Raw genomic sequence first — 23,366 nt, 5'->3', positions numbered from 1 at the left:
CACGGTCGCATGATGGAAGAGCGGTGCGGCACGAGGAGGAGCCATGAGGGCATCGGTCGGGGACAGGATCGTGACCGCCTCGGGCGTCGTCGGCGGGGCGGTGCGCGACGGGGTCGTGGTCGAGCTGCGGCACGAGGACGGCTCGCCGCCGTACCTCGTCGAGTGGGCCGACACGGGCGAGCGGACGCTCGTCTACCCGGGGTCGGACAGCTACGTCGAGCACGTCCCGGGTGCGGAGACGGGCGACGGCACGGACACCACGAAGGTGTGGCGCGTGCAGGTGAGCGTCGTCGAGTCGGAGGGCCGGACCACGGCGGAGGCGGTCCTCGTCGCGGAGACGCCCGAGCACGTGCGGACCGTCGGGCGGGCGCGGCGCGACCCGCACGACCGCGACGTCCCGCTCATCGGCGACGAGATCGCCGTCGGGCGGGCGCTGCGCCGGCTCGCGGACCGGCTGCTGGACGACGCCGAGTCGGACATCGCGTCGTCGACGGGCGCCCCGGCGCACGTGCACCAGTGACGCGCCCGGGCGAGGGCGCGGCACCCGGTACCGCGGACGCCGCGGTGCGGGCGCTCGTGCACGGGCGCGTGCAGGGCGTCGGCTTCCGCTGGGCGACGCGTGAGCGGCTCGCCGCCCTCGGCCTCGACGGCGCGGCGACCAACCGGCCCGACGGGACCGTCGAGGTCGTCGCGTCCGGGGCGCCGGACGCCGTCGACCGCCTCGTCGCCTGGCTGCGGGACGGCCCGACCCCGGGCGACGTCACGCACGTCGACGTCGAGCGGGCGCACGCCTCCTGAGGACTCGCGCCCGGCGCTCCCCGGCGTTCCCGGCGCGAGCGGCGCCGCGCTCAGCCGTCCGCGCGGGCCAGCACGGACTCCCAGTGCCAGGGCTCGGGCACGCGCCCGTCGGGCTCGGCGAAGTCGGGGTGCGTCCACCCGTAGGTCTCGGCGTTCTGCTTGAGCCACTCGTACTGGGGGGTGCCGAACGCCTGGACGCCGCCGCCCAGGTCGACGGCGAACCCCAGCCCGTGGTTCGAGCACCCGGGCGGCGCCGCGATGGGCGACGACGGGTCGTACAGGCCCTGCTGCTCCTCGAACGTGCGGTACGAGGAGTTGATCGTCAGGTGCACGCCGAACCGCTCGACGTACGCGGCGTCGAGGGCGACGAGCCCGTCCAGCACGTCGGCGCGCACCCGGTCGCCGGGCGACCACGGGATCGGCGCGAGGGCGGAGTCGGGCACCCGGCCGCCGTCGGGGTCCCACAGCTGGTCCGGCGCCGGGCACGAGACGGCGTCCTGCGCGACCGACGTCTCCTCCGTCGACGTGCTCACGACCCCCAGGCCTGCCCCCAGGTCGAGCACCGCCTGCTCGAGCGCCGCGAGGTCGTCGCCCGCGAGCCCCGCCTCCGCGGCGTCGTCGGCCGCGGCCGCGGTGTCCAGCGCGTCGCGCAGCCGGGCCCGGACCGCCTCGTCGGCGCCGAGGCCCTCCGTCGCGGCGTAGATCTTCTCGCCCAGCTCGCGGGCGGTCGCGAGGCTCGCGCGCGCCGCGCTCACCTCGCCGCGCGCGTGGTCGAGCATCGAGGCGTGCACGGCGTCCGACGCCGAGACGAGCGACCGGTCCGCCGCGTCCGTACCCGTGGTCATCCGGTCGAGGAACGGCGCCGTGAGCAGGGCGCGGGCGTCGTCCACCTCGGTCGTCAGCGCGGCCCGTACCGCCGGGTCGGCGACCTTCCCGTCCGACGCCGCGAGCAGGTCCTCGGCGGTCGCGGTCCGGTCGGCCAGCGCGTCGTACTCCGTGTCCCGGTACCAGGCGAACGCCCCGCCGCCCCCGCCGAGGACGAGGGCGAGCGCCACGACGGCCGCGATCCACGCGGCCCGGTGCCGGTGCGGCTCGCGCGCGTGCCGACGCTCCCGGCCACCCGGCGGGTGGTCCGCGGGGCCGGCGGGCGGGGCGGTGCTCGTGGCGGTCACACCGCCAGAACCTACGGCACGACGACGACCGCCCCGGACGGATCCGGGGGTGCGCACGGACACGCTCACGGCTTGCTCACGAACCCCGACCGGTCCGTGCGTCGGCGGGCGCCGTCGTGCATCAGCCGGGGCGCGACGACCCTCCCCAGATGGTGTCCCCGACGCGCCGCCGGGGGCGGATCGAGGAGGGACCATGAAGCGGCTGGTGCTGTGCTGCGACGGCACGTGGAACTCGCCGGTGAACGCGAGCGTGTCGAACATCGAGAAGATCGCGCGCTCGGTCCGCACCGGCATCGGACCGGACGGCGTCCAGCAGATGGTGTTCTCCGTCGAGGGGGTCGGGGCGCAGGGCTACCTCGTCGACCGGCTCCTCGGCGGGGCGTTCGGGTACGGCCTGACGCGCAACGTCGTCGCGGGGTACCGGCACCTCGCGCTCAACTACGAGCCCGGCGACGAGATCTACGTCTTCGGGTTCAGCCGCGGCGCGTACACGGCGCGCAGCGTCGTCGGCATGGTCGCGACCGTCGGGCTGCTCACCCAGGACGCGCTCGCGCGCGACCACCTGTGCGAGGCCGAGGACGTCTACCGCGACCGCGACGCCGCTCACCGGGCCGAGCGCGCCCGCACGTTCCGCGCCGCGTACTGCCACGACCACGTGCCCGTCGCGTTCCTCGGGGTGTTCGACACGGTGGGTGCGCTCGGCGTCCCCGGGCTGTCGCGCCGCCGCAGCCGGTTCCACGACCTGCGTCTGTCGACCGACGTCCGGTGCGCCCGCCAGGCGCTCGCCATCGACGACCGCCGCATCACGTTCGAGCCGTGCCTCTGGGACGTGCCCGTGGTCATGGCGTCCCGGGTCAAGCAGGTCTGGTTCCCCGGCGGGCACAGCGACGTCGGGGGCGGCGCGCGGGCGCGCGCCCTCTCGGACACCGCCCTGCTGTGGATGCTCGGCGAGGCCGTCGCGCGCGGTCTCGTCGTCGACGAGGAGCGGCTGCGCGCGCAGCTCCACCGCGACGACGAGCTCGTCTGCCGCGTCCGCCCCGGGCTGCTCTTCGGCGCGCTCAACCTCGTCAAGCGCCTGCACCACCGCCCGCGCTTCCGCGGCGCGCTGCGGGTCCTCGCGGGCGTCCCGACCCCGCCCGAGACCGTCGACGCCGTCTTCCTCGCCGAGACGGCCGTGACGCTCAGCGCCGACCCCGCGTCGGTCTACGCGCGCCACGCGCGGAACCTCGGCTGGTGGCGCGACAGCGCGGGCCCGGACCTCGCACGCGTCGTCGAGCCGGTGCCGGGCGCCGCCCAGGAGACCCGGCCCCTCGCCCTCGCCTGACCACGCGCGCCGCCCCGTGCCATGCTGGGCAGCGTGAGCGAGCAGACCCCCGACCGCGTCCCGGCCGCGCAGCTCGTCCCCGCCGACGCGCACGTCCTCGGGGACCCCGCCGCGCCCGTCACCATCGTCGAGTTCGGCGACCTCGAGTGCCCGTACTGCGCCGCCGCCGCCCCGGTGCTGCGGCAGGTCGTCGAGTCCTCCGACGGCCGGGTGCGCCTCGTGTTCCGCCACTTCCCGCTGTTCGAGATCCACCCGCACGCGCTGTCGGCCGCGCTCGCCGTCGAGGCGGCCGCCGCGCAGGGCAGGTTCTGGGAGATGCAGGCCGCGCTGTTCGCGCACCAGGACCAGCTCGGCGAGGCCGGGCTCGCCGAGCGGGCCGAGGAGCTCGGGCTCGACGGCGCGTCGGTCGTCGGGGACGCGGCCCAGCAGCACGCCGCCCCGGTGCAGCGCGACTACGCCGACGCGCTCGCGGTCGGGGTGCAGGGCACCCCGACGCTCTTCGTCGACGGCGTCCGCTACCGCGGCCGCGTCACCGCCGAGGGCCTGCGGGCCGCGATCGCCGCCGCGCGGTCGTAGGTCACCTCGCGGGCCCGAGCGCCCGGTCGGCGGGAACCGGCCCGTGCCGTGCCGCGCCGACCCGTGCGACGCGCCGTGCGGTCACGTGGTCGCGGGCGGGTGCCAGGGGAGCGGTGGGAGCTCCGGTGGCGGGCCGCCCGCGCCGGGCGAGCACAGGGGCCAGCGCTCGCCGAAGAGCCGCAGCGCCACGGAGCCGAGCACGGCGGCGACGAGCGAGCCCGCGAGGATGCCGATCTTGGCCTGCTCGACGAGCGCCTCGTCGTCGAACGCGAGCTCGGCGATGAAGAGCGAGATGGTGAACCCGATGCCGGCGAGGATCGCCCCGCCGAGCAGGTGGGAGTACCGCACCCGCCCCGGGAGGTCGCCGAGGCCGAGCCGCAGGGCCAGCGTCGCGGCCCCGAAGATGCCGACGGCGTTGCCCACGACGAGCGCGACGGCGACGCCGATCGTCACGGGCGACGTGGCGGCGGCGCGCAGCGACTCGCCGTCGAGCCGCACGCCCGCGTTCGCGAGGCCGAAGACGGGCACGACGACGTACGCGCTCCACGGGTGCAGCACGCGCTGGAGGCGCTCGCTGGTGGGCACGGCCGCGCGCGCGGCGAGCTCGGTGAGGTGCTCACGCTCCGCCGTCGTCTCCTGCGCGAGCCGCTTGGCGTACTTCGGCACGACGGCGACGTCCACGGGGCGCGACGAGCGCGACGGCACGAGCAGGCCCACGAGCACGCCCGCGAGCGTCGCGTGCACGCCCGAGGCGTACACCGCGCCCCACAGCGCGATCCCGGCGAGCGCGTACGGCGTGAGGCGCCAGACGCCGAGCCAGCGCAGCACGAGGATCACGGCGACGAGCACGGCGGCGACGCCGAGCCCCGGGAGCCACAGGTCGTCGGTGTAGAAGAGCGCCATGACGGAGATGGCGCCGATGTCGTCGACGACGGCGAGCGTGAGGAGGAAGAGCCGGAGCTGGTCGGGGCAGCGCGGCCCGAACAGCGCGAGGATGCCGACGAGGAACGCGGTGTCCGTCGACATGACGATGCCCCAGCCGTGCTGAGCGGAGGACCCCACGTTGAACGCGAGGTAGATCAGCGCGGGCACGGCGAGGCCGCCCAGCGCGCCCAGCGCCGGGACGGCGACGGTGCGGCGGTTGCGGAGCTCGCCGCTCGTCACCTCGCGGTTGATCTCGAGGCCGATGACGAGGAAGAACACGGCCATCGCGGCGTCGTTGACCCAGTGGTGCAGGTCCATCTCGAACGTCCACGGCCCGACGCGCCAGCCCGCCTCCGTGGACCAGAGCGCGTCGTGGGCGCCGGACCACGCGGAGTTCGCCCACACGAGCGCGACGACCGTGGCGGCGAGGAGCAGGACGGCGCCGCCCGCCTCGGTCGCGAGGAACGAGCGGAGCGAGGGCGCCACGGGGCGGAGCTGGAAGCGCAGCGGCGGGCCCGGTCGGGCGGGGACGCGGACGACGGGGAGGGACGACGGCGGAGCGGGCTCGGTCACTGGGCCTCCGGGTGGGTCGGGACGGGGCGACGCCCCGGGCGTCGGACCTGCGCTGGGACAACTCTTCCGGGCGGCAGATCCTTCCGCAACAGACCTCACGGGAGCATCGAGGCGGGGGCTCTGCCCGACGCGGAAATCCGTATCTCGGAAAAGTTCTTCCGAAACCCTTGTGACGTCCGCCACGCGCTGCTACCGTCGAGAGTGCCAACGGCGGGCCCGGGCCGAGCGACACGCTCGGTGGTCGACACGATCGATCCGACACCGGCAGCTACCTACCAGGCGGACGTGACAACTCGCCTGCAGCGGCCCGCCGGCCGCCTCCTCCCGGCTCACCGACGAGCCCGGACGCCGGAGGCGGAGCACCCGGCGTCGCTGCCCGAACCGTGGAGACTCACCATGGACACTCTTGTCGTGGACACATCACACCTGGACCGAGCCGTCGCCCTCGCGGTCGACAGCGTCGCGCACGCCGGAGGACCCTTCGGCGCCGTCGTCGTCACCGCCGACGGGCAGGTGTTCGAGGGCAACAACCGGGTCACGCAGGACAACGACCCCACCGCGCACGCCGAGGTCACCGCGATCCGGCGCGCGTGCGCCGCGCTCGGCACCTTCGACCTCACGGGCGCGACGCTCTACTCGAGCTGCGAGCCGTGCCCCATGTGCCTCGCGTCCGCCCTCTGGGCGCGCGTGCAGGCCGTGCACTACGCCGCCGACCGGTACGACGCCGCGCGCGCCGGCTTCGACGACGCCGCCTTCTACGACTTCTTCGACGCCGACCCGGCCGACCGGGTGATGCAGGTCGTGCACGAGCGCACGGCCACCGCCACCGCGCCGTTCGACGCCTGGCGCGCCCTCGACTCCCGGGTCGAGTACTGACCGGCCGCGCGGTCGATCGGTACCTCGGGAAAGGGCACAAGGACGTGACTCTCCTCGGCATGCGGCGGCAGACCGCCGGGAACGACGACGCACGCGGCACCGGACCGGCCACCGGCCGGCTCGACCGCTTCTTCCGGATCACCGAGCGCGGCTCGACCACGGGGCGCGAGCTCCGCGGCGGGCTGGTGACCTTCTTCGCGATGGCGTACATCGTCATCCTCAACCCCCTCATCCTCGGCGGGACGAGCGCCGAGAACGCGCCCGTCGACGTCGCGGGCGGGTGGCTCCAGACGGCGCAGGTCGGCGCGATGACCGGCCTCGCCGCCGGTGGCCTGACCATCCTGTTCGGGCTCGTCGCGAACCTCCCGTTCGCGCTCGCGGCCGGGCTGGGCATCAACTCGTTCCTCGCCGTCGCCGTCATCGGCGACGTCACGTGGCCCGAGGCGATGGGGCTCGTGCTCGTCAACGGCCTGCTCATCGTGCTGCTCGCCGTGACGGGCGCGCGGTCGGCGATCTTCAACGCCGTCCCGCGCCAGCTCAAGGCCGCGATCACGGTCGGCATCGGCCTGTTCATCGCGTTCATCGGGTTCGTCGACGCGGGGTTCGTCACGCGCACCCCGGGCGGGCCGCCGGTGCAGCTCGGCGACGGCGGGTCCATCACCTCGGTCCCGACGCTCGTGTTCGTCGTCGGGCTGCTCACCATGGGCGTCCTCGTGGCGCGCAAGGTCAAGGGCGGGCTGCTCATCGGGCTCGTCGCGACGACCGTCGTCGCGATCGTCGCCGAGTCCGTGCTGCACCTCGGCCCGGCGTCGGAGACGAACCCCGGCGGCTGGCACCTCACCGTGCCGGCGCTGCCCAGCTCGCTGGTGTCGGTGCCCGACCTCAGCCTGTTCGGGCAGCTCTCGTTCGGCGCGTTCGACCGGATCGGGGCGCTCGCGGCGACGATGCTCGTGTTCACGCTGTTCTTCACGAACTTCTTCGACGCGATGGGCACGATGACGGGGCTCGCCAAGCAGGGCGGCCTCGCCGACGCGGACGGCAACTTCCCGCGCATCAAGTCGGCGCTCGTCGTCGAGGGCGTGGGCGCGGTCGTCGGTGGGGCGACGTCGTCGTCGTCGAACACGGTGTTCGTCGACTCGGCGGCGGGCGTGGGCGAGGGTGCGCGGACGGGCCTCGCCTCGGTCGTCACGGGCGGGCTCTTCCTCGTCGCGATGTTCCTGACGCCGCTGACGGCGGTGGTGCCGATCGAGGTCGCGAGCGCGGTGCTCGTCGTCGTGGGCGCGATGATGATGGGCCAGATCAAGGAGATCGACCTCACCGACTTCACGGTGACGCTGCCGGTGTTCCTCACGATCGTGACGATGCCGCTCACGTACTCGATCGCGAACGGCATCGGTATCGGGTTCGTCACGTGGGTCCTGCTGCGGACCGCGTGCGGGCGGGCGCGCGACGTCCACCCGCTGCTGTGGGTGGTCGCGGCCGGGTTCGTCGTGTACTTCGTGCGCGGTCCGCTCACCGCGGTCGTGGGAGGCTGAGCCTCGACATCGACCGCACGGCCGACGGGTCGCCCGCTCCTCCGGGTGGCCCGTCGGCGTGCGAGGAACGGGGAGGGCGAGGCATGGCCGGGACAGCACGGGTGAGCGTCGACGAGCACCGCGCGGACGTCGCGGCCCTCCTCGCACCCCTCGTGGACGCGGCCCGACGGCGCGCCCGCACCCAGGACGTCGACCTCGCCGCCGCGCTCGGCCGGGTCCTCGCGGGGGACCTCGTCGCGCCCGTCGCCGTCCCGCTGTTCCGCAACTCGCAGATGGACGGGTACGCCGTCCGCGCCGCGGACGTCGCCGACGCGCGGACGGAGGCCCCCGTCCGCCTGGCCGTGGCCGCCGAGATCGCGGCGGCGCCGGGCGTCCCGCCCCGGCTCGCGCCGGGCACGGCCGCCCGCATCATGACGGGCGCGCCCGTTCCCGAGGGAGCGGACGCCGTCGTGCCCGTCGAGGACACCGCGACCGGGACGTTCGCCCGCACGCCCACGGGTGCGGCGCGGGACGACCGCACCGGTCCGGCGGCCGGAGACGCTCTTGCCACGCCGGGCACGGCGGAGGCCGTCGAGGTCCGGGTGCCGCGGGCCGCGGGAGACTTCGTGCGCCAAGCGGGCTCCGACGTCCGCCCCGGCGACGTCCTGCTGCCCGACGGGACGGTTCTCGCGCCGCACCACCTGGCCGCCGCCGCGGCGTGCGGGGTCGGGCGCGTCCGGGTCGTCGCGCGGCCGCGCGTCGCGGTCCTGTCGACGGGGTCGGAGCTCGTCGGCCCGGGAGAGACCCCGGGCCCCGGGCAGGTCTTCGACGCGAACGCCGACGCGCTCGGTGCCGCCGTGCGGCGCGCGGGCGGCGACGTGGTGCTCACGGCCCGGTGCGGCGACGACGCCGAGCGGTTCGCCGTCGTGCTCGCCGAGGCCGCGGCGGTCGCGGACCTCGTGGTGACGTCGGGAGGCGTGTCGCAGGGCGCGTACGAGGTGGTCAAGGACGTCCTCGGCGGGGGCGCGTCGTCGGACGTGACGTTCCGCTCCGTCGCGATGCAGCCGGGCGGGCCGCAGGGGTTCGGCACCGTGGACGGGGTGCCCGTGCTCACCTTCCCGGGCAACCCGGTGAGCGCGCAGGTGTCGTTCGCGATGTTCCTGCGCGAGCCGCTCGAGCGGGCCGCGGGCCTGCCCGGCGCCGAGCGCGTGCGCACGGCGGTGCTCGCCGAGCCGCTGACCTCGCCCGCGGGCAAGCGGCAGCTCCTGCGGGGCGCGACGGGTCCGGGGGGCACGGTGCGCGTCGTCGGGGGAGCGGGCTCCCACCTCGTCGCGTCGATGGCGCGCGCGGACGTGCTCGTGGACGTCCCGGCCGACGTGACAGAGTGGGACGCCGGGACCGAGGTGGAGGTGCGGGAGCTGTGACGCAGGAGACGGACGGCGGCGCGCCGCCCACGGACCCCAGCCGTGTGACGACGGACGTGCTCGACGACGCCGTGTCGCGCGCCGTCGAGGAGGCCGTCGGGGGGCCCGAGTGCGGGGCGGTCGTGACGTTCCGCGGCGTGGTGCGCGACGTCGACGGCGGTCGGGGCGTGACGCGGCTCGACTACGAGGCGCACCCCGACGCCACGGCGGTGATCCGGCGCTGCGTCGCGGACGTGGCGACCGAGACGGGGCTGCGGGCCGCCGCGGTCCACCGGTACGGCAGCCTGGGGATCGGTGACGTCGCGCTCGTCGCGGCCGCGGCAGCGGGCCACCGCCGCGAGGCGTTCGAGGCCTGCTCGCTGCTCGTCGAGCGCATCAAGGCCGAGGTGCCGATCTGGAAGCGCCAGCACTTCGACGACGGCGTCTCGGAGTGGGTCGGGCTGTAGGACCAGGGCCGCTGGACCGTCGGTCAGACGACGAGAGGCGAGAAGCGTCCCCCGGCCGGAGCCGGGGAGGGGCCACTTCTCGCCTCTCGCGAGCTTCCTTCGGGATCCGCCGGGCGACGACGATGTCGGGCGGGTTGCCCGGCCGCTCGGGCCGGGAGGGGACGGTCGGGTCAGCGCGCGGCGGGGCGGTTGTCGAGCAGCATGCCGATGCCGAGGCCGACGGCGGTCCCGAGGACGAGGCCGAACCAGCTCAGCACGACGACCCCGACGACGGCGCCGACGGCCGCGCCCAGGACGCTCTTGGTGCCGGCCTTCCAGGAGCCGGACCGCTCGTCGGTGCGGTAGATCGGGAGCGCGGACGCGCTGTTGTCCGGGGTCGTCGAGGACGCGCCGGAGATCGAGGAGGAGGGGCGGTTGGTGGGTGCGGGAGAGATCGTCGTCACGAGATCCATGGTAGGAAGAGACGGCGGCTCTGACCTGGGCTGATGCACCGAGGTGACCGGCTTCACCCTATGATCTGCGCCACCGCCCGGCGCTCACCTCAGCCGCCGATCGCGCCCATGCTGCGTGTCGTCGCCGCGAAGGCGTCGGCGGCGAGCGTGGGGGCGTCGCTGCCGTGCGCGAGCGGCTTGCGCCACGTCGCGCCCTGCCACGCCCGGGCGAGGGCGTCGTCGCGCTCGTCCTCGTCGAGGTCGTCCGAGCGCAGGATCGCGCGCAGGTCGGTCTCGTCGTCGCCGAACAGGCACGAGCGCACGGTGCCCTCGGCGGTGAGCCGGGTGCGGTCGCACGCGCCGCAGAACGAGCGCGTGACGGAGGCGATGACGCCGACCGTCTGGGGTCCGCCGTCCACGAGCCACTCCTCGGCGGGCGCCGACGGGTCGTCGCGCCCGACCTCGAGCAGGTCGAAGCGGGTGCCCAGCACGCCCAGGAGGTCCGTCGCGGAGACGAGGTCGTCGCGCGTCCAGCGGCCGTCGGCGTCGAGCGGCATCTGCTCGATGAACCGCAGGTGGCAGCCGTGCTCGACCGCCCACGCGAGGAGGTCGGCCGCGCCCGCCAGCGTCTCGGGCATGAGGACGGCGTTGAGCTTCACCGGGGCGAGGCCGGCGTCGAGCGCGGCCCGGATCCCGGCGAGCACGTCGGGCAGGCGGTCGCGCCGCGTGAGGCGCGCGAAGTGCGCGCGGTCGACCGAGTCGAGGGAGATGTTCACGCGGTCGAGCCCGGCGTCGACGAGCCCGCGGACGCGCTTGTCGAGGCCGATCGCGTTGGTCGTCAGCGAGAGGGACACGCCCGGCGCGGCGGCGCGCGCGGCGCGCAGGATGTCGGCGAGGTCGTTCCGCAGGAGCGGCTCGCCGCCGGTGAACCGGACGTCGGTGATGCCGAGCCGCGCCACCGCGACCCGCACGACCCTGCCGATCTCGTCGGGCGTGAGCAGGTCCTCGCGGGGGATCGCGGGCAGCCCTTCGGCGGGCATGCAGTACGTGCACCGCAGCGAGCACTTCTCGGTGATGGAGATGCGCAGGTCGCGCGCCACGCGGCCGTACCGGTCGACGAGCGCGTCGGTCGCCGGGCGGGCCGGGTCGAGGTCGGCCGGGACGCCGGAGGGCGCGGCGGACCGCAGCCTGGGCATCCCGAGCGAGACGGCGGTCATGGGCTGATCGTAGTCGTCCGTCCCGCCGGGACGGTGACCTACGCCTCAGCGCGTGCTAGCGTGGAGTCCGTCGAGCGGAAGATCGGTTCCGCTGGACGGAAAGGCCCCTCGGTGCTCGAGGGACGTCAACGGGCGGATTCAAGCCCTGCGACCGGGAGCGTCACAGCCGACGCCGGCCCGGGTGCGCAGGGGACTCACCGCAAGGGTTCACTGGAAGGACGCCGGTTCGCCGGCACCCTGGCGGAAGCGAGGCCACGATGCTCCACATCGTCGACCGGCTCGCCCCCTGGCTCGGTCCGGGGCAGCCACCCTTCGCCGTGGCGACGGTGGTCGCCGCGTCGGGGTCCGTGCCGCGCCCGGTCGGCACCGCGATGGCGGTCCGCGCCGACGGCGCCGTGCTCGGCAGCCTGTCGGGCGGGTGCGTCGAGGGTGCCGTCCACGCCGCGGCGCTCGACGCGATCGCGTCCGGCACGAGCCACCGCGAGACGTTCGGGTACAGCGACGACGACGCGTTCGCCGTCGGGCTGAGCTGCGGCGGGACGCTGGACGTCCACGTCCAGCCGGTGCTCCCGGACGACGACGCGACGCGCGCCCTGCACGCGCTCGCGGCGCGGGAAGAGCCCGCCGCGCCCGTGGCCCTCGTCCGCCGCATCGACGGCGGCGCGCGCACGGTCGTCGTCGTGGACGACCCGGGCGCTGCCGACGAGGCAGCGGTCGCCCGGGTGCTGCGCGGGCTCGTCGGCCCCGACAGCCTGGCAGCCGCCGCGGCGCAGGTCGTGGCGGTGCTGCGGGCGGGCGGCACGGCGACCGTGCACGCGGCGCACGGCGGGCCGGGCGCGCGGCCGTCGTCGCCCGAGGCGCCCGCCGGCGCGCAGGTCCGGGCAGGAGCCGCCGTCCCGGGTGACCCGTGCGACGACGTCGAGCCGGTCACGCTGCTCGTCGAGACGCGGCTGCCCGCGCCGCGCTTCCTCGTGTGCGGGGCCAACGACTTCGCGGGCGCGCTCGTGCGGCACGTCCGGCTCGTGGGCTACCGCGTGACGCTCGTCGATGCGCGCGAGGTGTTCGCGGACCCACGCCGTTTCCCCGAGGCGGAGGTCGTCGTCGACTGGCCCGACCGCTATCTCGCCGCGGAGGCCGCCGCGGGCCGGCTCGACGCGCGGACCGCCGTCGCCGTGCTCACGCACGACGCGAAGTTCGACGTGCCGCTCCTGCGGCTCGCGCTGGACCTCCCGCTCGCGTACGTCGGCGCGATGGGCTCGCGCCGCTCGCACGCCCAGCGCGTCGCCGCGCTGCGCGCCGAGGGCGTGGGCGAGGCCGCGCTCGCGCGTCTGCGGTCGCCCATCGGGCTCGACCTCGGCGCCGTCACGCCCGAGGAGGTCGCCGTCTCCATCACCGCGGAGCTCGTCGCCACCCGGCACGGGCGCTCCGCCGTCGTCCCGCTCAGCAGCAGCTCGGGCCCGCTCCACGCGGAGCCCGCCGCACGACCGGACGGTGCACCGACGCACCGCCCCCACCCCGAGGAGGCCCCCTGATGGACCTGGGCACCGTCACCGACCTCGTCCCGACCGCCGACCCCGCCGACTGGCGCGAGGGCGACGCGTGGCTCGCGGGCGGGACCGTCCTGTTCTCCTACGGCAGCGAGACGCTCCGGCGCCTGCTCGACCTGACGAGCGCGGGGTGGCCCGCGCTGACGGTCACCGGCGACGGCCTGGAGATCGCCGCGACATGCACCGTCGCCGAGCTGTGGGCGTTCGAGGAGAGCGCGCAGGCCGCGCCCGTGCGCGAGCGGTGGCGCGCGCTGGACCTCGTGCGGCCGTGCTGCGACAGCTTCGTCGCGTCGTTCAAGATCTGGAACACGTCGACCGTCGGGGGCAACGTCTGCACGTCCCTGCCTGCCGGGCCGATGATCTCGCTCACCGCGGCGCTCGACGGCGTCGCGGAGATCTGGGGGCCGGGCGGCACCCGCCGGGAGCAGCCCGTCGTCGACCTCGTCACGGGCGAGCTGCGCAACACGCTCGCGCCCGCGGAGCTCCTGCGCGCGATCCGTCTGCCGGACCACGCGCTGCGCTCGCGGACGGCGTTCCGCCGCCTGTCCCTGTCGAACCTCGGGCGCTCCGGCGTGCTGCTCGTCGGCCGGGTCGACCCGCCCGACGCCGGGGGCGCCTTCGTCCTCACGGTCACCGCCTCGACGCGCCGGCCCGTGCAGCTCCGCTTCGCGGCGGACGCGCTGCCCACCGCTGCGGGCCTCGTCACCACGCTCGACGGCGCGATCCCCGCCGACCTCTACCACGACGACATCCACGGGCTGCCCGAGTGGCGCCGGGACATGACCTACCGCCTCGGCGAGCAGATCCGCGCGGAGCTCGTCGACGGCACGACCTCGGACGGAGGCCTCCGATGACGACGACGCCCGCCCCGCACCCGGCCCCGCCGGTGACGATCGACGGCCGTACCGCCCGCACCGAGCCGCGGGCGGGCCAGTGCCTGCGCACCTACCTGCGCGAGCAGGGCGCGCTCGGCGTGAAGAAGGGGTGCGACGGCGGAGACTGCGGCGCGTGCACCGTGCACGTCGACGGCGTCCCCGTGCACTCGTGCGTCTACCCCGCACGACGCGCGGCCGGTCACGAGGTGACGACGATCGAGGGGCTCGCGGCGACGTCGTGCCCGGGCGGCGCGGCCGGCGACGAGCCCGCGGGCGCGTGCCACCACGACTCCCACGGCCCGCAGGACGCGCTGCACCCGGTGCAGCAGCAGTTCCTCGACGCGCAGGGCTTCCAGTGCGGGTTCTGCACCGCCGGGATGATCATGACCGCCGCGACGTTCGACGACGCGCAGCGCGAGAACCTGCCGCGCAACCTCAAGGGCAACCTGTGCCGCTGCACGGGGTACCGCGCGATCGAGGACGCCGTCCTCGGGCGCGGCGACACGACCGGGAGCGCGCCGGGCACGGGTGAGCGCGCGCCGTCGGGCGGTGACCAGGCCGCTACCTCGGGTGACCAGGCCGCTACCTCGGGTGACCAGGCCGCTACCTCGGGTGACCAGGCCGCTACCTCGGGTGACCTGGGCTCTGCCCCGCGGGATCACGCCGCTCGCTCGGCCGGCCGGGCGTTCGGGCGCGACGTGTCCGCGCCGGCGGGGCGGGGGATCGTCACCGGGACGGTGCGGTACACGCTCGACGTGGACCCGGCGGACTACCCGGGCCTGCTCCACCTCAAGCTCGTGCGGTCCCCGCACGCGCACGCGCGCGTGGTCGCGATCGACACGACGGAGGCGCTCGCGGTGCCCGGCGTGCACGCCGTGCTCACGCACGAGGACGCGCCCGCGACCCGGTTCTCGACCGCGCAGCACGAGCTGTTCACCGACGACCCCGACGACACGCGGATCCTCGACGACGTGGTGCGGCACGTCGGCCAGCGGGTCGCGGCCGTCGTCGCCGAGACCGTCGCCGCCGCTGAGGAGGGCGTGCGCCGGGTCCGCGTCGAGTACGAGCCGCTGCCCGCCGTCGTCGACCCGGAAGCGGCCATGGCGCCCGGCGCCCCGCTCGTGCACCCCGAGCTCGACGCCGCCGCCGCGCGTGTCTCGCGGCCGGAGGCGAACGTCGTCGCCGAGGTGCACAGCGAGCTCGGCGACGTCGAGCGCGGGCTCGCGGAGGCCGACGTCGTGCACGAGGCCACGTACCGCACCCACCGCGTGCAGCACGCGGCGCTCGAGACGCACTGCGCCGTCGCGTCGCTCGACGACGACGGGCGGCTCGTCGTGCGGTCGTCCACGCAGGTGCCGTTCCTCGCGCGCCGCCACCTGGCGCGCGTCCTCGACCTCGACCCGGAGCGCGTGCGCGTGCACTGCGAGCGCGTGGGCGGCGGGTTCGGCGGCAAGCAGGAGGTGCTCACGGAGGACGTCGTCGCGCTCGCGACCCTGCGGCTCGGCCGGCCCGTGCAGCTCGAGCTCACGCGCCGCGAGCAGTTCGTCGGCACGACGACGCGCCACCCGTTCCGCATCCGCGTGCGCGCGGGCGCGCGCCGCGACGGCACCCTCACGGCGCTGCACCTCGACGTCCTCAGCAACACCGGGGCGTACGGGAACCACGGCCCGGGCGTCATGTTCCACGGGTGCGGCGAGTCGCTCGCCGTCTACCGGTGCGACAACAAGAAGGTCGACGCCCACTGCGTCTACACGAACACGGTGCCCGCGGGCGCGTTCCGCGGGTACGGGCTGTCGCAGATGATCTTCGCGGTCGAGTCGGCGGTCGACGAGCTCGCGCGCCGGCTCGGGATGGACCCGGTCGAGCTGCGGCGCCGCAACGTCGTGCGCGACGGCGACCCCATGCTCTCCACGCACCCGACCCCCGAGGAAGACGTGCTCTACGGCAGCTACGGGCTCGACCAGTGCCTCGACCTGGCCGCCGACGCGCTCGCACGGGGCCGGGCGCGCGACGTCGCCGCGTACGGCGCGCGCGCCGGGTCCGGGCCGGACGCGCTCCCGGACCTGGGCCCGGAGTGGGGTGTCGGCGAGGGGACGGCGCTGTCCATGATCGACACCGTCCCGCCCCGCGGGCACTACGCGCACGCCCGCGTGCGGATCCGGCCGGACGGGGTCGTCGAGGCCGAGGTCGGGACCGCCGAGTTCGGCAACGGCACGACGACCGTCCACGCCCAGCTCGTCGCCAGCGCGCTCGGGCAGGACGCCGCCGACGTCGTCGTGCGGCAGTCCGACACCGACCTCGTCGAGCACGACACCGGCGCGTTCGGGTCCACCGGCACGGTCGTCGCGGGCAAGGCGTCGCTCGCCGCCGCGCAGGACCTCGCCGAGGCGGTGCTCAAGGTCGCGGCCGGGGTCGCGGGCGCGGCGCCCGGCGACTGCCGGCTCGTGCCCGGCGCTGTCGACTGCGCCGGGACGGTCCTGCCGCTGGCCGACGTCGCGCGCGCCGCCGACGACGCGGGGATCGACCTCGTCGCCGAGGGCCGCTGGGGCGGCACCCCGCGCTCCGTCGCGTTCAACGTGCACGGCTTCCGCGTCGCGGTGCACCGCGGGACGGGGGAGATCCGCATCCTCCAGTCGGTCCAGGCCGCCGACGCCGGGGAGGTCGTCAACCCGCGCCAGTGCCGCGGCCAGGTCGAGGGCGGCATCGCGCAGGCCCTGGGCGCGGCGCTCTACGAGAACGTGGTGGTCGACGAGACGGGCCGTGTCACGACGGACATCTTCCGCCAGTACCACCTGCCCACGTTCGCGGACACCCCGCGCAGCGAGGTCTACTTCGCGCGGACGTCGGACACGGTGGGCCCGATGGGCGCGAAGTCGATGAGCGAGAGCCCGTTCAACCCCGTCGCGCCCGCGCTCGCCAACGCGGTCCGCGCCGCGACGGGCGTGCGGTTCACGGAGCTGCCGCTCGCCCGCGACCGCGTCTACCTGGGCATCAAGGCCGCTACCCCCACCCGCTGAGTGCACGGAACAGTCGCGTCCGACGTCGGTCGGCGCGACTGTCTCCCGCACTCAGCGGGGGCGGGGCGGCGGGTCGAGGAGGTCGAGGTCGGCCGCGGTGTCGAGGTCGCGGCCGTCGCCGGAGTGGTCGACGACGTCGACCAGGTCGGCGTGGGCGCGCAGGAAGTCGCGGGCGCCGTGGTCGCCGCGGGCGCTCGCGGCGGCGGGTCCCGCGAGCGCGGCGTCGAGGACGAGCGGGTGCGCCCAGCGAGGACGGCCCGCCCCTGCCGCGCCCTCGGCGGCGGCGAGCCAGCGCGACGCGGTCACGCGCCCGGGGCGGTGCGTGGCGAGGAGGCGCGCGACGTCGTCGGGCCCGACCCCGGGTTGGTCCACGTGCGCGACGACGACCCGGGCGGGGACCAGGTCCAGAGCGGCGGCGACGCCGACGCGCAGGGACGAGGCCATCCCGGTGGCCCAGTCGGGGTTCTCGACGACGTGCACCCCGGGGCCGTCGAGCGACGACCCGGCCCGGGCACCGGCCGCCCCGGCGCCGAGCACCACGACGACGGCGTCGCACCCGCCCGCGAGCAGGGTCCTCGTCGCGTGCTCGACGAGCGTCCCGCCGCGGTGGGGGAGCAGCGCCTTGGGGCCGCGGCCCAGGCGCGACCCCGCGCCGGCGGCGAGCAGGACCGCGACGGCGGGCGCGGCAGGCGTCGGCGGGCCCGACGGCGGCGAGGTGGGCACCCGGCCAGGATAGGTCGCCGCGCCGCACGCGCGTCGTGGCCACCAGTGGGTTTTACCCGTCCTTGGCCATTTCATCGGCAGACGGGGATGCCGCTATGCTCGGCGCGCCGGGGCGACGCGGCGGGTCGTGGACCTGCTCGTCGACGACCGTCCCGCACGACGAGCGAAGGAGTCCGGATGAGCTTCATGGAGAAGCTGCGCGGCCAGCTGATCGACATCGTCGAGTTCCTCGACGAGAGCCGGGACACGATCGTCTGGCGCTTCCCGCGCCAGGGCAACGAGATCAAGAACCAGGCGAAGCTCGTCGTGCGCGAGGGGCAGAGCGCCGTCTTCGTGAGCGAGGGCCGGCTCGCCGACGTGTTCGGGCCGGGCACGTACACGCTCGAGACCAAGAACCTGCCGATCCTGTCGACGCTGCAGGGCTGGAAGCACGGGTTCAGCTCACCGTTCAAGGCGGAGGTCTACTTCGTCACGACGCGCCAGCTCACCGACCTCACGTGGGGCACGCAGAACCCGGTGATCCTGCGCGACCCGGAGCTCGGCGCGGTGCGGCTGCGCGCGTTCGGCACGTACGCGCTGCAGGTCGTGGACCCGGCGGCGCTGCTGCGCCAGCTCGTGGGCACCGACCCGCAGTTCCGCACCGACGAGATCGGCGACTACTTCCGCCGCCTCGTGGTCGGCCAGCTCGGGCCGGCGCTCGCGGAGGCCGGCGTCGCGGCGGTCGACCTCGCCGCGAACCAGGGCCAGATCGCCACGCGCCTCGCGGGCCAGCTCTCGGAGGACCTCTCGGAGTACGGCATCGCCGTCCGGCGCTTCGTCCTCGAGAACGTCTCCTTCCCGCCCGAGGTCGAGGCGGCGCTCGACAAGCGGACCCAGATGGCCGTCGTCGGGAACCTCGACCAGTACACGAGGTTCCAGGCGGCGAACGCGATCGAGACCGCGGCGGGGAACCCCGGCGGGGCGGGCGACGGCCTGGGCCTCGGCGCAGGGATGGGCCTCGGCGCCGCCATGGGGCAGCAGCTCGCGCAGTCGCTCGGGACGCCGTCGGCCCCGCAGGCCCCGCAGGCCCCGGCGGCGCCCGCCGGGCCGCCGCCGCTGCCCGCCGCGGAGTCGCCCTGGTACTGGGCCGTGGACGGCGCGCAGGCGGGTCCCGGCACGACGGCGGACCTCGCGGGTCACGTCCGGTCCGGGGCCCTGACCCGCGGGTCGCTCGTCTGGCAGCAGGGCATGGACGCCTGGACGCCCGCCGGGCAGGTCCCGGCGCTCGCGTCGCTGTTCGCCGCGACCCCGCCGCCGCTGCCGCCGACGGGCACCCCGACCGGCACCTCCAGCGACCCGGCGGCGGGCTGACCGTGAGCGACATCCCCGGCGAGCTGGTCCGCACGCGCTGCGACGCGTGCGGGTCGCAGCTCGCGTACGCGCCGGGCACGCAGCACCTGCGCTGCGTCGCGTGCGGCGGCACGGTCGACATCGTGCACGCGCCGGGGGATGCGGTCGACGAGCACTCCTTCGACGCGTGGGCCGCGGCCCAGGGGGGCGTGCGCGCCGGGCTCCTCGACGCCCGCGCCCTCGTGTGCGACGGCTGCGGCGCGACGACGCAGGGCACGGACCTGTCCGTCGCGTGCCGCTTCTGCGGGGGCCACCTCGTCGTGGCGGCCGAGGCGGACGGGCTCGTGCAGCCGGAAGCGGTCGTGCCGTTCGGCGTCGAGCAGGCGCAGGCGCGCGAGGCGTTCCGGCGATGGGTCCGCTCGCGCTGGTTCGCGCCGGGCGAGCTGAAGAAGGTGGGGGACACCGAGTCGCTGCACGGCTCGTACGTGCCGCACTGGACGTTCGACGCGCGCACGTCGTCCGCGTACACGGGCCAGCGCGGCGACGCGTACTACGTCACCGTGAAGCAGGGGGACCAGGAGCGCCAGGAGCGGCGCGTGAGCTGGACGCACGTCGCGGGGCACGTCGCGCGCGACTTCGACGACGTGCTCGTGCCCGCGTCGTCCCAGGTCGCCGAGCGCGACCTCGCCCGGCTCGGACCGTGGCCGCTCGCGCAGGCCGTGCCGTTCCGCGCCGAGTACCTCGCCGGGTTCGCGGCGGCGCGCTACGAGGTCGAGCCGCCCGTCGGGCTCGAGCGGGCGCAGCAGAAGATGGCCCCCGTGATCCGGCGGGACGTCGAGCGCGACATCGGCGGCGACGAGCAGCGCGTGGGGTCGGTCCGCACCGCCTACGCCGACGTGATGTTCAAGCTCGTGCTCCTGCCGCTGTGGATCGCGACGTACGTGTACGCGGGCAGGCAGTGGCAGGTCATGGTCAACGCGAACACGGGACAGGTGGTCGGACGACGCCCCTACAGCGTCGGCAAGATCGTGCTCGCCGTCGTGGCGGGCCTGCTCGTGGTCGCCGCGCTCGTCTGGTGGTACGTGCGCTCGCAGACGTGAACGGTCAGTCGCGGCGGGCGTCGTACGCGCGCTGGGACGCCGACACCTCGTCGACCGCGCCCTCGAGGACGTCGATGAGCCCCGAGAGGCTGTCCGCGACGCGGCGCCCGAGGTCGGTGAGGGAGTACTCGACGTGGGGCGGGATGCTCGCCCGCACCTCGCGCACGACGATGCCGTCGCGCTCGAGGGACTGGAGGGTCTGCGCGAGCATCTTCTCGCTGACCCCGTCGATGCGGCGGCGGAGCGCGTTGAAGCGCACCGCGCCGTCGCGCAGGCCCGCGACCGTGAGCACGCCCCAGCGCCCGGTCACGGCCTCGAGCACGTGGCGCGAGGTGCACCCGCGCTGGAAGACGTCGGCCACCATCGCGTCGGTGGGTCCGGTGTCCTCCACAGGACGGGCGTCGGTGGTCATCGCCCCAGGATACGGCGCCCGCGTGCGGCAAGTGCTGTGAGATAGGTCGCACTCACTCACGGTTGGCACTTACGAAAAGTAAGCGCATGCTGGTGGTCGTGCGGTCGACCGGCCGCGCCCCGCACTCGAAGGAGCCCGCGCATGTCCATCGCCGTCACCGGAGCCAGCGGCCACCTCGGCCGCCTCGTCGTCGAGTCCCTCCTCGCCCGCGGCGCCGACGCGTCCCAGGTCGTCGCGCTCGCGCGCACGACCGCCAAGGTCGCGGACCTCGCCGACCGTGGCGTCGAGGTCCGCGAGGCCGACTACGCGCAGCCGGAGACGCTCACCCCGGCGCTCGCCGGGGTGGACGTCCTCGTGCTCGTCTCCGGGTCCGAGGTCGGGCAGCGCGTCGAGCAGCACCGCAACGTCGTCGACGCCGCGCGGGCCGCCGGGGTCGCGCGCGTGGTCTACACGAGCGCCCCGCACGCGACGACGTCCGCGCTCGTGCTCGCGCCCGAGCACAAGGCGACCGAGGAGCTCCTCGCCGCCTCGGGCCTCGCCACGACGGTCCTGCGCAACAACTGGTACACCGAGAACTACGCCGGCGACGTGCTCGCCGCGCGCGAGTCCGGCGAGATCGTCGCGAGCGTGGGCGACGGCCGCGTCGCGAGCGCGAGCCGCGCGGACTTCGCCGAGGCGGCGGCCGTCGTCGCGCTCGCCGCGCACGAGGACGCTTCCGCGCACGCGGGCGCCGTGTACGAGCTGAGCGGTGACGTCGCGTGGACGTACGACGACCTGGCCGCCGCGGCGGCCGAGGTGCTCGGGCGCCCCGTCGTCTACCGGCGCGTGTCGCCCGACGAGCACCGCGCGCTCCTGCTGGGCGCGGGCCTGGACGAGGGGACGGCCGGGTTCGTCGTCGCGCTGGACGGCAACATCCGCGACGGCCTGCTCGCCGAGGTCACCGAGGACCTGCGCCGGCTCCTGGGCCGCCCGACGACGCCGCTCGTCGACGGGCTGCGCGCCGCCGTCGCGCAGGGCTGAGCCGGACGGCGCGGCCGTCCGGGCGACCGGGCGGCCGCGCGGCGGCGTCCGTCAGTGGGACGCCTTGACGACGAGCACGGGGACGGGCGAGTCCAGCAGGACGCGCTGCGTGGTGCTGCCGAGCAGGAACTTGCCGACGGGCGAGCGCTTGCGCGCCCCCACGACGACGAGGTCGGGGGTCGTGCGCTCGGCCTCGTCGATGATCGCCTCGGCCGGGTCGCGGTGCTCGGGGCGGTACGAGACCTCGGGGCGCGCGACCTGGGCGGGGAGCGTGTCGAGCAGGTGCGCGAGGCTCGCGGGGACACCGGCGTCGGCGTCCTGCGGCGTGAGCACGAGGACCGCCAGGGGGGTCGAGCGGTGGACCGCCTCGGCGACGGCCGCCCGGAATGCGGTCTCGCCCTGCGGGGAGTCGTTGTACGCCACGAGGACGGTCATCGCGCGGGCCCTTCCGTCATTCCGTCGTGCTGCGGTTGAACTCTCTCACAGCGCGGCGTCCGTCGCCGGTCGGCGGGTCGCGCCGTCCCCGGGACCGCGGAGCACGGCGTCGGGCACCGCCAGGGTCGGGGGCAGCAGTGGCGGCACGACCTCGCGCAGGATCGCCTCGATCTCCCGCCGACGCCGTGCGCCGAGCCGCTCGGCAGGCGCCGTGACGCTCACGGCGGCGACCGGCTGCCCGGCGCGCAGGACCGGGACGGCGACGCAGCTGATGCCCGGCTCGTTCTCCTCCGTCTCCGTGGCGAACCCCGTCGCGCGCGTGGCCTCGCACGTCGCGCGCAGCGCGGCGGGCGTCACGGGGTGGTCCTCGGGTGCGGCGGCGGCGTACCAGGCGAGCGCGCCGTCGTCGAGAGCCCGCTGGGAGAGCAGCGCGCGCCCGAGCGCGGTGGTCGCCGCCGGGCGGCGCCGACCGACGGCCGACCAGACGCGGACTGCGCGCGCCGGCTCGACCTTGTCGAGGTAGACGATCTCGGTGCCGGCGAGGGCACCGAGGTGCACGAGCTCGTCGGTCGCGCGGCACACCGCGACGAGCACCGGGTGCAGGAGCGCGGGGAGGTTCTCCTCGCCGAGGTAGACCGTCGCGAGCGCGGTGGCCGCCGGGCCGAGGCGGTAGTCGCCGGTCGTCGCGTCCTGCTCGGCGTACCCGCGGAACCGCAGGGCCGCGAGCGTGCGGTGCAGGGACGCCTTGTGCAGCCCGAGCGAGCGCGCGAGGTCCCCGAGCGCGACGCCCCCGGGACCGGCCGCGGCGAGCGCCTCGAGCGCGACGAGCGCCTTGTCGACGCTGCCGAGCGGGCTCTCGGCCGCCCCCGGGGTGCCCGTCGGCGCACGTCCGGCTTCCGCCATCGTGACTCCTTCGCCTAGAGTGCGTTCCGTAGTGAACAACAGGTGTTCACCATAGCGAAACGGAGCCTGGATGTCACCCCTGGGACCCCTGGAGGGGATCGCGCGTGCCCGCGTCGTGCCGGTCGTCGTCGTCGACGACGCGGTGCAGGGCGTCCTCGTCGCGAGTGCGCTGCGCGACGGCGGCCTGCCCGTCGCCGAGGTCACGTTCCGCACCGCCGGGGCGCGCGCGGCGATCGAGGCGATCGCGCGCGACGTGCCCGACGTGCTGGTCGGCGCCGGCACCGTCGTCACGGCCGCGCAGGTCGACGAGGCGGTCGACGCCGGCGCGCGGTTCCTCGTCTCGCCCGGGCTCTCCGCCGGCGTCGTGCGCCGCGCGCAGGAGCTCGGCGTGCCCGTCGTCCCGGGTGTCGCGACGCCGTCGGACGTCATCGCCGCGCTCGACCTCGGCCTCGACGTCGTCAAGCTGTTCCCCGCGAACGTCGTCGGCGGGCCCGCCGCCGTCACGGCGTTCTCCGCGCCGTTCCCCGGCCTGCGGTTCGTGCCGACGGGCGGCGTGAGCGCCGCCAACCTGCTCGACTACCTCGCCCTGCCCGCCGTGCTCGCCGCCGGCGGCTCCTGGATGGTCGACGCCGCGCTCGTGCGCGCGGGCGACACCGCCGAGATCACGCGCCGCACGCGCGAGGCCGTCGCGCTCGCCGCGTCCGCCCCCCACCCCGCCGAAGGAGCCTGA

The 23,366-nt window shown here is 75.8% G+C and carries 23 protein-coding genes; 15 read left to right on the top strand and 8 right to left on the bottom strand.

Features of this window, described 5'->3' with window-relative positions; all coding sequences use genetic code 11:
* The first annotated feature begins 43 nt into the window (after positions 1–43).
* A complete protein-coding gene (locus tag ACZ4MO_RS04375) occupies positions 44–520 on the top strand; it encodes a dsRBD fold-containing protein (protein ID WP_061266925.1) in 477 nt (158 codons plus the stop codon).
* Positions 517–798: an acylphosphatase gene (locus ACZ4MO_RS04370; protein WP_175007940.1), complete on the top strand. Its 282-nt coding sequence runs from the start codon at positions 517–519 to the stop codon at positions 796–798. The genes ACZ4MO_RS04375 and ACZ4MO_RS04370 overlap by 4 nt, the downstream gene beginning before the upstream one ends.
* Positions 799–848: 50 nt before the next feature.
* Here ACZ4MO_RS04370 and ACZ4MO_RS04365 read toward each other — a convergent pair whose 3' ends face one another.
* Positions 849–1,970: a D-alanyl-D-alanine carboxypeptidase family protein gene (locus tag ACZ4MO_RS04365; RefSeq protein ID WP_175007941.1), complete on the bottom strand. Its 1,122-nt coding sequence runs from the start codon at positions 1,968–1,970 to the stop codon at positions 849–851.
* 193 nt (positions 1,971–2,163) lie between these two features.
* Here ACZ4MO_RS04365 and ACZ4MO_RS04360 point away from each other — a divergent pair, with 193 nt between their 5' ends.
* Both ACZ4MO_RS04360 and ACZ4MO_RS04355 read left to right on the top strand, forming a co-directional pair.
* The gene (locus ACZ4MO_RS04360; RefSeq protein WP_175007942.1) at positions 2,164–3,294 is read left to right on the top strand and encodes a phospholipase effector Tle1 domain-containing protein; all 1,131 of its coding nucleotides are present in this window, start codon (positions 2,164–2,166) and stop codon (positions 3,292–3,294) included.
* A gap of 33 nt (positions 3,295–3,327) precedes the next feature.
* A complete protein-coding gene (locus ACZ4MO_RS04355; RefSeq protein ID WP_255437006.1) occupies positions 3,328–3,870 on the top strand; it encodes a DsbA family protein in 543 nt (180 codons plus the stop codon).
* An 81-nt stretch (positions 3,871–3,951) separates the two neighbouring features.
* Here ACZ4MO_RS04355 and nhaA read toward each other — a convergent pair whose 3' ends face one another.
* Positions 3,952–5,367 (bottom strand): Na+/H+ antiporter NhaA, encoded by a 1,416-nt coding sequence (nhaA, locus tag ACZ4MO_RS04350; protein WP_175007944.1) that lies wholly within the window; start codon positions 5,365–5,367, stop codon positions 3,952–3,954.
* A 411-nt stretch (positions 5,368–5,778) separates the two neighbouring features.
* On the opposite strand from nhaA, the gene ACZ4MO_RS04345 reads away from it, so the two are divergent.
* From ACZ4MO_RS04345 to ACZ4MO_RS04330, 4 genes are all read left to right on the top strand, one after another.
* Positions 5,779–6,243, top strand: coding sequence for a nucleoside deaminase (locus tag ACZ4MO_RS04345; RefSeq protein ID WP_499278617.1), 465 nt, complete (start codon positions 5,779–5,781; stop codon positions 6,241–6,243).
* Between the two features lie 59 nt (positions 6,244–6,302).
* The gene (locus ACZ4MO_RS04340) at positions 6,303–7,778 is read left to right on the top strand and encodes a solute carrier family 23 protein (RefSeq protein WP_175007946.1); all 1,476 of its coding nucleotides are present in this window, start codon (positions 6,303–6,305) and stop codon (positions 7,776–7,778) included.
* An 83-nt stretch (positions 7,779–7,861) separates the two neighbouring features.
* Complete coding sequence (locus ACZ4MO_RS04335; RefSeq protein ID WP_175007947.1) at positions 7,862–9,181, top strand: molybdenum cofactor synthesis domain-containing protein; 1,320 nt, start codon at positions 7,862–7,864, stop codon at positions 9,179–9,181.
* Positions 9,178–9,627, top strand: a complete 450-nt coding sequence (locus ACZ4MO_RS04330) for a molybdenum cofactor biosynthesis protein MoaE (protein ID WP_175007948.1) — start codon at positions 9,178–9,180, stop codon at positions 9,625–9,627. Before ACZ4MO_RS04335 ends, ACZ4MO_RS04330 begins: the two co-directional genes overlap by 4 nt.
* Positions 9,628–9,797: 170 nt before the next feature.
* Here ACZ4MO_RS04330 and ACZ4MO_RS04325 read toward each other — a convergent pair whose 3' ends face one another.
* Together ACZ4MO_RS04325 and moaA are read right to left on the bottom strand one after the other, a co-directional pair.
* A complete protein-coding gene (locus ACZ4MO_RS04325; protein WP_175007949.1) occupies positions 9,798–10,070 on the bottom strand; it encodes a hypothetical protein in 273 nt (90 codons plus the stop codon).
* Between the two features lie 98 nt (positions 10,071–10,168).
* Positions 10,169–11,275 carry a GTP 3',8-cyclase MoaA gene (gene moaA, locus ACZ4MO_RS04320; RefSeq protein WP_175007950.1) on the bottom strand — a complete coding sequence of 369 codons (1,107 nt, stop codon included), beginning with the start codon at positions 11,273–11,275 and terminating at the stop codon, positions 10,169–10,171.
* A gap of 257 nt (positions 11,276–11,532) precedes the next feature.
* Here moaA and ACZ4MO_RS04315 point away from each other — a divergent pair, with 257 nt between their 5' ends.
* From ACZ4MO_RS04315 to ACZ4MO_RS04305, 3 genes are read left to right on the top strand one after another with little or no spacing between them, the layout of a single operon-like run.
* The gene (locus ACZ4MO_RS04315) at positions 11,533–12,807 is read left to right on the top strand and encodes an XdhC family protein (RefSeq protein WP_175007951.1); all 1,275 of its coding nucleotides are present in this window, start codon (positions 11,533–11,535) and stop codon (positions 12,805–12,807) included.
* The gene (locus ACZ4MO_RS04310; protein ID WP_175007952.1) at positions 12,807–13,676 is read left to right on the top strand and encodes an FAD binding domain-containing protein; all 870 of its coding nucleotides are present in this window, start codon (positions 12,807–12,809) and stop codon (positions 13,674–13,676) included. Before ACZ4MO_RS04315 ends, ACZ4MO_RS04310 begins: the two co-directional genes overlap by 1 nt.
* Positions 13,673–16,714: a molybdopterin cofactor-binding domain-containing protein gene (locus ACZ4MO_RS04305; protein WP_175007953.1), complete on the top strand. Its 3,042-nt coding sequence runs from the start codon at positions 13,673–13,675 to the stop codon at positions 16,712–16,714. Before ACZ4MO_RS04310 ends, ACZ4MO_RS04305 begins: the two co-directional genes overlap by 4 nt.
* A 51-nt stretch (positions 16,715–16,765) precedes the next feature.
* Here the strand turns inward: ACZ4MO_RS04305 and ACZ4MO_RS04300 are convergent, their stop codons facing one another.
* On the bottom strand, positions 16,766–17,437 hold the full coding sequence (locus tag ACZ4MO_RS04300; protein ID WP_255437009.1) for a nucleotidyltransferase family protein: 672 nt from the start codon (positions 17,435–17,437) through the stop codon (positions 16,766–16,768).
* Positions 17,438–17,614: 177 nt separating this feature from the next.
* Between ACZ4MO_RS04300 and ACZ4MO_RS04295 the strand changes: the two genes are divergently transcribed.
* Positions 17,615–18,787: an SPFH domain-containing protein gene (locus ACZ4MO_RS04295; protein ID WP_175007955.1), complete on the top strand. Its 1,173-nt coding sequence runs from the start codon at positions 17,615–17,617 to the stop codon at positions 18,785–18,787.
* 2 nt (positions 18,788–18,789) lie between these two features.
* Complete coding sequence (locus ACZ4MO_RS04290; RefSeq protein WP_175007956.1) at positions 18,790–19,866, top strand: hypothetical protein; 1,077 nt, start codon at positions 18,790–18,792, stop codon at positions 19,864–19,866.
* A gap of 4 nt (positions 19,867–19,870) precedes the next feature.
* Here the strand turns inward: ACZ4MO_RS04290 and ACZ4MO_RS04285 are convergent, their stop codons facing one another.
* The gene (locus tag ACZ4MO_RS04285) at positions 19,871–20,278 is read right to left on the bottom strand and encodes a winged helix-turn-helix transcriptional regulator (protein WP_074809138.1); all 408 of its coding nucleotides are present in this window, start codon (positions 20,276–20,278) and stop codon (positions 19,871–19,873) included.
* Between the two features lie 141 nt (positions 20,279–20,419).
* Here ACZ4MO_RS04285 and ACZ4MO_RS04280 point away from each other — a divergent pair, with 141 nt between their 5' ends.
* Positions 20,420–21,298: an NAD(P)H-binding protein gene (locus ACZ4MO_RS04280; protein WP_175007957.1), complete on the top strand. Its 879-nt coding sequence runs from the start codon at positions 20,420–20,422 to the stop codon at positions 21,296–21,298.
* Between the two features lie 51 nt (positions 21,299–21,349).
* On the opposite strand, the gene ACZ4MO_RS04275 is transcribed toward ACZ4MO_RS04280, so the two are convergent.
* Positions 21,350–21,733: a universal stress protein gene (locus ACZ4MO_RS04275; protein WP_074809141.1), complete on the bottom strand. Its 384-nt coding sequence runs from the start codon at positions 21,731–21,733 to the stop codon at positions 21,350–21,352.
* 45 nt (positions 21,734–21,778) lie between these two features.
* Positions 21,779–22,636: an IclR family transcriptional regulator domain-containing protein gene (locus ACZ4MO_RS04270; protein ID WP_175007958.1), complete on the bottom strand. Its 858-nt coding sequence runs from the start codon at positions 22,634–22,636 to the stop codon at positions 21,779–21,781.
* A 70-nt stretch (positions 22,637–22,706) separates the two neighbouring features.
* Here ACZ4MO_RS04270 and eda point away from each other — a divergent pair, with 70 nt between their 5' ends.
* Positions 22,707–23,366, top strand: coding sequence for a bifunctional 4-hydroxy-2-oxoglutarate aldolase/2-dehydro-3-deoxy-phosphogluconate aldolase (eda, locus tag ACZ4MO_RS04265; RefSeq protein WP_175007959.1), 660 nt, complete (start codon positions 22,707–22,709; stop codon positions 23,364–23,366).

The organism is Sphaerisporangium cinnabarinum (assembly GCF_055567015.1).
The sequence above is the reverse complement of the archived record's forward strand: the minus strand, read 5'-3'. Positions and strand labels throughout refer to the sequence as shown.

Bases quoted from the DNA above. Each gene is read 5' to 3' on its own strand.
- ACZ4MO_RS04275 (WP_074809141.1), bottom strand. From the start codon at position 21,733: ATGACCGTCCTCGTGGCGTACAACGACTCCCCGCAGGGCGAGACCGCA.
- ACZ4MO_RS04285 (WP_074809138.1), bottom strand. From the start codon at position 20,278: ATGACCACCGACGCCCGTCCTGTGGAGGACACCGGACCCACCGACGCG.
- ACZ4MO_RS04360 (WP_175007942.1), top strand. From the start codon at position 2,164: ATGAAGCGGCTGGTGCTGTGCTGCGACGGCACGTGGAACTCGCCGGTG.
- ACZ4MO_RS04310 (WP_175007952.1), top strand. From the start codon at position 12,807: ATGGACCTGGGCACCGTCACCGACCTCGTCCCGACCGCCGACCCCGCC.
- moaA (WP_175007950.1), bottom strand. From the start codon at position 11,275: ATGACCGCCGTCTCGCTCGGGATGCCCAGGCTGCGGTCCGCCGCGCCC.
- ACZ4MO_RS04335 (WP_175007947.1), top strand. From the start codon at position 7,862: ATGGCCGGGACAGCACGGGTGAGCGTCGACGAGCACCGCGCGGACGTC.
- eda (WP_175007959.1), top strand. From the start codon at position 22,707: ATGTCACCCCTGGGACCCCTGGAGGGGATCGCGCGTGCCCGCGTCGTG.
- ACZ4MO_RS04340 (WP_175007946.1), top strand. From the start codon at position 6,303: ATGCGGCGGCAGACCGCCGGGAACGACGACGCACGCGGCACCGGACCG.
- ACZ4MO_RS04270 (WP_175007958.1), bottom strand. From the start codon at position 22,636: ATGGCGGAAGCCGGACGTGCGCCGACGGGCACCCCGGGGGCGGCCGAG.
- ACZ4MO_RS04315 (WP_175007951.1), top strand. From the start codon at position 11,533: ATGCTCCACATCGTCGACCGGCTCGCCCCCTGGCTCGGTCCGGGGCAG.
- ACZ4MO_RS04375 (WP_061266925.1), top strand. From the start codon at position 44: ATGAGGGCATCGGTCGGGGACAGGATCGTGACCGCCTCGGGCGTCGTC.
- ACZ4MO_RS04280 (WP_175007957.1), top strand. From the start codon at position 20,420: ATGTCCATCGCCGTCACCGGAGCCAGCGGCCACCTCGGCCGCCTCGTC.
- ACZ4MO_RS04305 (WP_175007953.1), top strand. From the start codon at position 13,673: ATGACGACGACGCCCGCCCCGCACCCGGCCCCGCCGGTGACGATCGAC.
- ACZ4MO_RS04295 (WP_175007955.1), top strand. From the start codon at position 17,615: ATGAGCTTCATGGAGAAGCTGCGCGGCCAGCTGATCGACATCGTCGAG.